The following is an 8,078-nucleotide window of genomic DNA, read 5'->3' as shown; positions in this document are numbered from 1 at the left end:
AACCCGATCATCCCAGCCCAGACGGGCACTCTCACCATCTACACGCCAACTCGGACGCCATCACAAGCCGACCTGATCCACGGATCGAGGCTTAGATCATGCCCTCCGAGAAACCCAGGCCGATTCACCGCCGACAACACGCCCCCTCACCCATAGTCATCGATCGGCGTCCGCGCTGGTAATGGCGTGTGTGCTTCGTCAGAATCAGCCGAGTCGATGGTGGTTATCCGTGCTGGCGGGGTGATTCCTGCTGGAACGCGGCGTCGGCGGCGTCGGCTAGTTGTGCGGCCAGGGCGCGCAGGGATCGTAGCTGGGGTCCGGCCGGGTAGCCGGTGGCTTTGAGCACGGTAGTCGTTTGTATCGCGATTTCCCCGGTCAGCCTGGCTAGTTCCAGTCCTGGCGATGGCGATGGCACGTTGGTGAGTGGCTTGGTGAGTCGGTGTAGCTGCCCTGCCATCGGCGCCAACTGTTCTCCAAGTACCCGCGGGTGCGGCGGTTCCTGATGTTGCTGGCCGGTTTGGCCCTCTCTTTTCGCCTCGTCGATAGGACCCCACACCGAGGACACCCGCACCGTCCACCTGACCGCCGCCGCGGTGGTGGGCCGCCATTGCCCTGCGATCGCCTCGGCGACCCGGCCGGCGTTGGTGGTGTCAACGCCGGTGAGGTCCCAGTCGGCGCTGGTGTCTCCGCTGCGCGTGGCCACCTGGTCGCCGTGGACGTCGTACTCGGTCACTATGTACGCGAAGTTCATATTCAGCCGCCTTTCATGCCTGCGCAACAACGGCCCGAGGTGGCCCAGCCAGGCGGCGGCCTACCCCGGTTCGCAGCGATCACCGTGCGGCATGTCCCGCGGCTGAACTCATCGACGTCGTGGAGGGCATCAGGTCCAGGTCCTGCAGGGCCGTACGGCCGACCCAGGCGTCCGCGACGGGGAAGGCGTCGGACTCCGCGACAGCGTCGCGTAGCGGAACAGCCCACAGGTGTTCGAGAAGAAGGATCACCGCGCCGGTACCTGGCCGCATGTGCTGTCGTAGCTGCGGAATGTCGTCCCCGCGGAACAGGTAGCCCGCTCCGCCCGAGGTGCTATCTCCCATTACCGCCGCCGCCCCGGCCCCGCGCAGCAGCCTGTCCACCAGATCTCCGGAATCTGCCGGAAGTGCAGGCAGCAGGTCCCGAGCCTGTTGCCGTTCAACTGTGCGATTCCGATGCATCACGAGGGTGAGCACGTCGATCACCCGTACGTGGTCATGCTCGATGAGTAGGTGATCCAGCTCCTTGCGCACCTCGTCGGGAGGCTGGGATCCCTTGAAGCCGATCATCAGGAGTTGCACTGGCCCAATCACCGCTCCTCCTTTTCCCTTGCGGGACATGACTGCTCGGCTCTCACCGACAGGCGCAAACACTCAGCGCGCCTTCCCCACCAGCAGGCCACGAAACGTGCACGCTTCCCGTGGCAACCCCTTCGCGAGGTTCCGTTCTTCCACCACCGTGGCCGTCGACGCGACCGGCCCGCGCGGGCAAGACATCGAGCGTTGGTGGTTGTCAAGCGCTGTGCTGAGGGCACGCTGGTGGACCAGGTGGTCGTGCCGCCTGGTTGGTAACGCCCCTGGGGGTTCGTGGTGGCCGGGGAACCGGAATGGCCCGCGACAGGGGGCAAGACATGCGGTTTGGCCGCCAAAGTGGGGTTCGACCGGGCGCGGTCGGACCTTGGCGGCAGTCGGGTGGGCCGCTACGCGGGTGTGGGATCGCCTGTCGGCGTCGGAGGGAAGGCGCGCTGTTCGTCGTAGATGACGCCGTTGCTCAGGCAGTGGAACAGGATGCCCAGGAGCCGGTTGAACAGGTTCCGTTGGGCGGCGGCGAAGCGGTCGCCGGCGGCTCTGCGCCGGTCGTAGTGGGCGCGAGCGCCGGGTGAGGCGATCAGGGCGGAGAAGGCCCACGTGTGGCCGGTTGATGCGAGTCGTTGGTTCTTCACCCGGCGACATACGACGACGCGGGTGCGGCCGGAGGCTCGGGTGATGGGTGCCGAACCGGCGTAGGCCTTCAGGGCGCGGGCGTCGGCGAAGCGCTGCCGGTCGTCGCCGATCTCGGCAAGCACCCGGGCGCCGGAGACGTCGGCGAGGCCGGGCAGGCTGGTGATGACCTGGTAGTCGGGGTGCTCGGTGAACGCCTGGCTGGTCGCGGCGGTCAGGTCGGCCACAGCGGCGCAGGCCGCGTTGAGCATCCCGAGCAGACCGGCGGCCTGCCGGCCGAACGCCTGCTCGACCAGCGACGGCTGACGCAGCTGCGGCGTGTGAAGCGCCGCGGTGATGGCCTGGGCGTCGGCGGCGACGTTACGGCGCCGGCCGACGTCGACCAGGATCTCGTGCACGGTGTCTGCGGTGAGAGCGACCGCGGCCGCCGGCGTCGGGGCGAGCGCGAGCACCCGACGGGCCATCGGTGCGGCCAGGCCGTCGGTGCGGTCGACGAACGCGGCCAGGAACGTCGGGTAGAACTCGCGCAGCAGTGACCGCAGTTCGTTGGCGATGCGGTTGCGGTGCCACACCGCGTCTTGCTGGGCACGGGCCAGCACGGCGATCGCCTGAGCCAGCTCGGAGTCGGCTGGCAGTTGTCGGTGCATGGGCCGGTCGGTACGCAGGATGTTGGCCAAGGTGGTGGCGTCACCGTGGTCGGACTTGCGGCGGGCGACGCTGTGCCGGTCGCGATACCGCGCGGCCGCCATCGGGTTGATCGCGTACACCGGCCGGCCCGTGGCCCGCAGCGCCGCGACCAACAGACCGCGCGGTGTCTCGATCGCTACCGGCACTGGCTCGTCGACGCTGTCGCCGGCGGCGCCCAGCATCTCCAGCAGCACGGCGAAGCCGGCCGGGTCGTCGCTGATGCGGCGGCGAGCCACCAGCTGCCCGTCCCGGTCGACAAGCGCGACATCGTGATGCCGCTCCGACCAGTCGATTCCGCAGAACACTCTCAACCTCGTAGTCCTCTCTCGCAGCGGACAAGCGGCGTCCAGCCCGGACGGGACCACGGCGGCACTCTCATGGCAGCGCTCACGGCGCGACATCCGATCAGCCGTTCGTGACCCCAGCGGCCGACGCAGCGGCCCCGGTCTTGGTTGAGAGCTCGACGGCTTCGCGATCAGACATGAGGGGTGGATCTGCGCCGGCGGCTGGAACCACGAAAGAAGATCACGGCCCACGTACACCGGTTGACGGATGGGCGAAGGGCCAGGCCAGCGGCGCTGCGCACGGTCCTGCTCAAGACCTGAACGGCCGCGATTCGACAAGGCGTCTGACCGCTGGCCGGACCCTTCGCAACCCATGAGATATGCACTTTGGCCGCCAAAGTGGGGTCCGACCGGGCGCGGTCGACAGGAACACGGCCAGGCGCTGCTCCGGTGACGGCGAACGGCGTACCCGCCCCCCGGTTTTTCGTAGTCGGCCGGCGGGAGACCCCACGACCCCGCTCCCGGTTTTTCTCCCCGACAGCCCGCCGAACCCGCCAACTGATCACCCTGATCGTCACCCGGACCGGTGCTGATCACCTGGCCGCTCAGTGTCGCGATCACCACGGCGATCCGCCCGTGCCCAGAGCGGTCGAACTGCGCCGATGTCGTCGGAGCAAGTTGGAGAAAAAGAGTCTCTTTTGGCCCGCTGCGGGGCGCGTCGTCGGCGTCCGGCGCTGCCGGAGCAAGTTGGAGAAAAGGCAGACTCTCGTCGTCGCGAGGCCGCGTCGGACGCCTACCGAGGCCAGCCGCCGTCGTGTGCCCGGCGTCCGCCGCCCCGCCCCTGCGGGACGGGCCACCGACCCCCGCCGGGGTTCCCCTGCCCTGCGGACAGGAGCCCGCGTGACCGCCAAACCGCGGCCCCACGAGACGGACACACCTCTTGCACTGGCCAGTGCGGCGCAACGTCAGTGACGGATCTCCGGCCTACCGTGGGGCGATGACGGGGGTCGCCGAACGCGAGATCCAGACGCCGTGCGGGTGGTGCGGCAACGCCATCGTCCAGCCCGCCACCGGCCGCAAGAAGCACTACTGCGACCGGTCCTGCCGGCAACGCGCCTACGAGCTACGGGCCGCCCAACGCCGCCACCAGGCCGACGTCGACACCGGCCGGATCCGCACCGTGCCGGCCCCACGAATTGGCGGCGCGACACCGAGACGCCGTTGTCACCTTCGCGAAATTGTTTGCGGCGGAATTCCCGTCGAGCGAACGGCGTGAATATCAGTCATGTCGTGAGGTTCACCTTTCGCAAAGCAGATCGCCGTCCAGTCCATTGACCTACTGGAATGCGCAAATTACGTCTGCACATGCAATGTCGCTGCCTGGTGGTCGTTCCGGCTGTCAGGCTCACGGAGGGAGAGCGCGTGCGTATCAGCAAACTGCTGCTGGCGGGGGCGGTGATCGCGGCCGGCGGGCTGGCGTTCCCGGCCGCCGCGTCGGCCGGAAATCCCGCGTTCTGCGGATCCAACCTGGTCTGCATCTACGATGGCAACAACTGGGTCGGGTTCCTGGGTTCGCGTGGTCCCGGTGGCGGTATCGCGAATGTGAGTGCTTCGGCCAACGACCACATGGACTCGTGGGAGAACCGGACGAGCACCAACGCCGCCTGGTACTACGACCACGACGGCGGAGGTGCGTGCAGGAACATGGCGAAGCTGACCGAGGACGACAACATCAACGTCTTCGACAGTGACGAACTGTCGTCGTGGCGGACCGATCGCGGGTGCTGATCTCGCCGGCCGACGCCGCTGAGACCCTGCTCGCCGTCGAGGGTGTCAGCCGTCGCTTCGTGACCCGTTCGGAAACGGTATGGGCCGTGCGGGAGGCGGACCTGCGGGCGCGGGCGGGCGAGTTCGTCTGCGTGTTCGGCGCCAGCGGGTCCGGCAAGTCGACGTTGCTGAACCTCGTCGCGGGGCTGGATCAGGCGGATGAAGGCCGGATCCTCGTTGAGTCGACCGATGTTGGTCGGCTCAACGAGGACCAGCGGGCGCGGCTGCGTCTGACCAGCGTCGGGGTGGTCTTCCAGGACCACAACCTCATCGAGGAGTTCACGGCCCGGGAGAACGTGGCGCTGCCGTTGGAGGTCACAGGTGTGCCCTTTCGGGGAGCCCTCGCACAGGCCGACCAGCAACTGGCGAGGGTTGGGCTGGAAGGTCTGGGGGGTCGCCTGCCGAGCCAGTTGTCCGGCGGGCAGCGGCAACGCGTGGGGATCGCCCGGGCGCTGGTCGGCGACCGGCGGGTGCTGCTCGCCGACGAGCCGACCGGAGCGTTGGACTCCACCAACTCACGGGCCTTGTTCGTGCTGCTGCGGCAGCTGTGCGACCAGGGCACCCTGGCGGTGGTCTGCACTCACGACATGATGTGCCGCGAGTACGCCGACACCGTGTACGAGATGGTCGACGGCCGTGTCGTTCGCCGGGAGTTGGCGGCGGAGAGGACAGCCTGACGTGCGGAGGCATGATGACGCTGCTCGCCACCCTGATCACGACCGCGCAGGACGACGTCGTCTCCGCCGTCGCGCCACATCAAGTGGTTCTCTCCGGACCCGGTGGGGCCATGCAACCTCCTTCTCCCGAGGTAGTCACCGCCATCTCCGCCCGGCTCACCTCAGTAGCACCGCCAGTGAAGACCGGATACCTGACGACCGAGAAGGTGCATGTCACGGTCAAGGACGCCGGCATCGGCGCGGTCCTCGTGGTCGACACCCCCGAGCAGGCCAGCCGCCTGAACAATCACCCGCTCACCGACGCGCAAATCCAGATACTGCACCACGGCGGCCTGCTCGTCTGGGATGACGGACCCACCCAACGGCCGCTGCTCACGCACGACCTGGCCAGCGACCGGGTGATAGCCACCAGCCCCGCCCTGCCCGCGATCCGCACCACCTTTGAACCAGCGTGGACCGCCGGCGTCAGCGGGCTGCTGCTCAGCGCGACCGCCCAGCGCCTCAACCTCACCGTCACCCCCGCGGCGGTCGTGTTCACCGACATCAGCGAGCCCCAGGCAACCGCCGCTGAGCAAGCCGCCATCGACAACGGGCTCGACCCGCTGCAGGTTGGCATCTACCAGCCACCCGAACCCATCAAGGTCCCCCCGGCCTACTACACCGCCGTCCTCGGCCTCGCCGCGATCGTCCTGGCCACAACCATGGCGGTCGCCCGCAGCCAAGTGATCACGCTGCGCAGCTACCTCGGCCGACTCATCGCCATCGGCCTGTCCCCACGATGGGCCCGCCACGTCCTACTCATCCAAAACGGCCTCGTGATCCTGGTCAGCACCGCGCTCGCCGCGCTCATTGCCGTGCCGCCAGTCGTCATCACCGCCGTGAAGATTCGCGGCTTCACCCTGTCCATCCCGTGGACCTGGCTACTGATGACCACCGCCGCGTTCTACCTCGCCACCATCACCGCCAGCATCCTGGCCAGCCGGCGACTCGCCAGCGACGATCGCCTCACCGCCTGATCTCACCACCGCAGGCGCAGGCCCGGCCGTAGTTTCCAGCCCGAAATCAACGGCAACGCTGGTCAACCGATCGGCGGCCCGAGCGACACCGCGCCTTGCAGCACCGGCCCTGACCAGCGTTGTCGTTGATTTTTCGCTGATTACTACCGAGAGGCCACGAAGTCGAAGAACCGGAATAACCGTCTGGCAGCGCCAGTTGACGTTGATCATGAGCACTCCGACTGCACGCGAGCTGGCCGAGCAGCTATTTCAATACCTCGCCGCCGACGACCTACAGACGGCGGCCGCCCTGTTCGCCCCCTCAGTGGATTTTTCCATTCCCGGCGCACCAGGCATCCCGTGGATCCCTCAAGCGGACTCCCCGGCTGGCATGCTCGAGTTCTTCAGCCGGCTGCCGACCCACCTGGATCGCAAGAAGTTCGAGATTAGCAAGGTGCTGGCGGACACCGAGGATGTCGTGGTAGTCGGCCATCTGATCTCGATGGTCCGCACCACAGGGCGAGACATCGACAGTCGTTTCGTGCTCCACCTCAGTGTGCGAGACGGACAGATCTCTCGCTACCACTTGTATGAAGACAGTTGGGCGGTAGCGCAAGCGCTGGCGGTTTAATCCTCCAACGGCAGAAGGTCGACGAGTACCACGAATCGGCTCCCGGCCGCCGCAGGCCCGCGGTCGATCTGCCTCATGATGACCTTGAGGGGCGAGCTGAAATCTGACTCATGCTCGGCAACCTGGCTCTCCTCGAGCGGCCATTCCTTCGGCCTCGGCTCCACACCCCAAAGCCTCAGCAGGCGACCGACGCGCTCAACCCCGATCAAGTTCGAAGAGCCACGTATTGGGTCGGGTGCGGGCCAGGGGTTGGGGGTTTGCGATGGTTGGGTTCGGTTTGAGTTGAGGTAGAGCTGATTACGATCGGGGCGCTGGCGGCCTCGCCGTTCTTGTTGTGGCGAGGCCGCCAGTACTGAGATGCTTCTATAGTTGTCAAGTGGTGCTGGTGGCTGAGTGGGCGCCGTCAGGGTCCGGAAAAGTTGCCGGCTGATGTAGCGCTTCAGGCTGCGCATGATCTCGCGTTTGGTGCGTCCTTCGCGGGTGCGGCGGACCACGTAGTCGCGGGTGCGAGGGTCGTGGCCCATCCGGACCAGCGCGACGGTGTTGAGCACTCGGTTGAGGCGTCGGTCGCCGCCGCGGTTGAGCCGGTAGCGGGTGGTATTGCCTGATGAGGCTGGTAGCGGTGATGCGCCGGCCAGGGCAGCGAACGCGGCTTCGGAGCGGACGCGGCCAGGGTGGGACCAGGCCAGCAGAACGGTGGCGGCGACGACGGCGCCGACACCTGGTAGGGCGAGCAGTTGTGGCGCTTGCGCGGTGACAGCTTCGCATAGCGCGGTGTGGTTGGCGGCGAGTTCTGCGTCGAGGGCACGGATGCGACGCGCCAACCGGATCGCCTCGGGACGGCAGATGGCCAGGGTGGCATTGTCGCTGCGGGTGCGCCAGGCCGCGACGGCGGCGATCGTCGTGGTGGTCCCGGAGTTCCGCAGTTCGTAGGCACACGAGCGTGATCAGTTTCGTGTCGCTGCTGGTCGCGGGCTCGCGGTTGGCTTTCGACCGGCCCGAGCGCC

At 67.5% G+C, this 8,078-nt stretch carries 10 protein-coding genes; 6 read left to right on the top strand and 4 right to left on the bottom strand.

Features of this window, described 5'->3' with window-relative positions; genetic code table 11:
- Positions 1-223: 223 nt before the first annotated feature.
- From AB0873_RS31130 to AB0873_RS31120, 3 genes are all read right to left on the bottom strand, one after another.
- Positions 224-751, bottom strand: coding sequence for a hypothetical protein (locus tag AB0873_RS31130; RefSeq protein ID WP_366604259.1), 528 nt, complete (start codon positions 749-751; stop codon positions 224-226).
- A gap of 79 nt (positions 752-830) precedes the next feature.
- The gene (locus AB0873_RS31125; protein ID WP_366604257.1) at positions 831-1,343 is read right to left on the bottom strand and encodes a hypothetical protein; all 513 of its coding nucleotides are present in this window, start codon (positions 1,341-1,343) and stop codon (positions 831-833) included.
- 386 nt (positions 1,344-1,729) lie between these two features.
- Positions 1,730-2,968 carry an IS110 family transposase gene (locus tag AB0873_RS31120; protein ID WP_366604255.1) on the bottom strand — a complete coding sequence of 413 codons (1,239 nt, stop codon included), beginning with the start codon at positions 2,966-2,968 and terminating at the stop codon, positions 1,730-1,732.
- 970 nt (positions 2,969-3,938) lie between these two features.
- On the opposite strand from AB0873_RS31120, the gene AB0873_RS31115 reads away from it, so the two are divergent.
- From AB0873_RS31115 to AB0873_RS31095, 5 genes are all read left to right on the top strand, one after another.
- Positions 3,939-4,217: a hypothetical protein gene (locus AB0873_RS31115; protein ID WP_366604254.1), complete on the top strand. Its 279-nt coding sequence runs from the start codon at positions 3,939-3,941 to the stop codon at positions 4,215-4,217.
- Between the two features lie 68 nt (positions 4,218-4,285).
- A complete protein-coding gene (locus AB0873_RS31110; protein WP_366604252.1) occupies positions 4,286-4,729 on the top strand; it encodes a peptidase inhibitor family I36 protein in 444 nt (147 codons plus the stop codon).
- Positions 4,705-5,445, top strand: a complete 741-nt coding sequence (locus AB0873_RS31105) for an ABC transporter ATP-binding protein (RefSeq protein ID WP_366604251.1) — start codon at positions 4,705-4,707, stop codon at positions 5,443-5,445. The genes AB0873_RS31110 and AB0873_RS31105 overlap by 25 nt, the downstream gene beginning before the upstream one ends.
- Before the next feature lie 14 nt (positions 5,446-5,459).
- Positions 5,460-6,461 carry a hypothetical protein gene (locus AB0873_RS31100; RefSeq protein WP_366604249.1) on the top strand — a complete coding sequence of 334 codons (1,002 nt, stop codon included), beginning with the start codon at positions 5,460-5,462 and terminating at the stop codon, positions 6,459-6,461.
- Between the two features lie 196 nt (positions 6,462-6,657).
- Positions 6,658-7,071 (top strand): nuclear transport factor 2 family protein, encoded by a 414-nt coding sequence (locus tag AB0873_RS31095; RefSeq protein WP_366604247.1) that lies wholly within the window; start codon positions 6,658-6,660, stop codon positions 7,069-7,071.
- On the opposite strand, the gene AB0873_RS31090 is transcribed toward AB0873_RS31095, so the two are convergent.
- On the bottom strand, positions 7,068-7,895 hold the full coding sequence (locus tag AB0873_RS31090) for a transposase (RefSeq protein ID WP_366604245.1): 828 nt from the start codon (positions 7,893-7,895) through the stop codon (positions 7,068-7,070). The genes AB0873_RS31095 and AB0873_RS31090 overlap by 4 nt on opposite strands.
- Here AB0873_RS31090 and AB0873_RS31085 point away from each other — a divergent pair.
- Entirely contained in the window at positions 7,882-8,004 is a 123-nt protein-coding gene (locus AB0873_RS31085) for a hypothetical protein (RefSeq protein ID WP_366604243.1), read from the top strand. The genes AB0873_RS31090 and AB0873_RS31085 overlap by 14 nt on opposite strands.
- The last annotated feature ends 74 nt before the right edge of the window (positions 8,005-8,078 follow it).

It is taken from the genome of Micromonospora sp. NPDC047707 (assembly GCF_040704235.1).
Classification (GTDB): Bacteria; Actinomycetota; Actinomycetes; order Mycobacteriales; family Micromonosporaceae; genus Micromonospora.
This window is presented reverse-complemented; position numbering and strand designations above follow the sequence as displayed.

Coding starts and splice junctions, on each gene's coding strand:
- AB0873_RS31100 (WP_366604249.1), top strand. CDS start 5,460: ATGACGCTGCTCGCCACCCTGATCACGACCGCGCAGGACGACGTCGTC.
- AB0873_RS31085 (WP_366604243.1), top strand. CDS start 7,882: ATGCGACGCGCCAACCGGATCGCCTCGGGACGGCAGATGGCCAGGGTG.
- AB0873_RS31110 (WP_366604252.1), top strand. CDS start 4,286: ATGCGCAAATTACGTCTGCACATGCAATGTCGCTGCCTGGTGGTCGTT.
- AB0873_RS31130 (WP_366604259.1), bottom strand. CDS start 751: ATGAACTTCGCGTACATAGTGACCGAGTACGACGTCCACGGCGACCAG.
- AB0873_RS31115 (WP_366604254.1), top strand. CDS start 3,939: ATGACGGGGGTCGCCGAACGCGAGATCCAGACGCCGTGCGGGTGGTGC.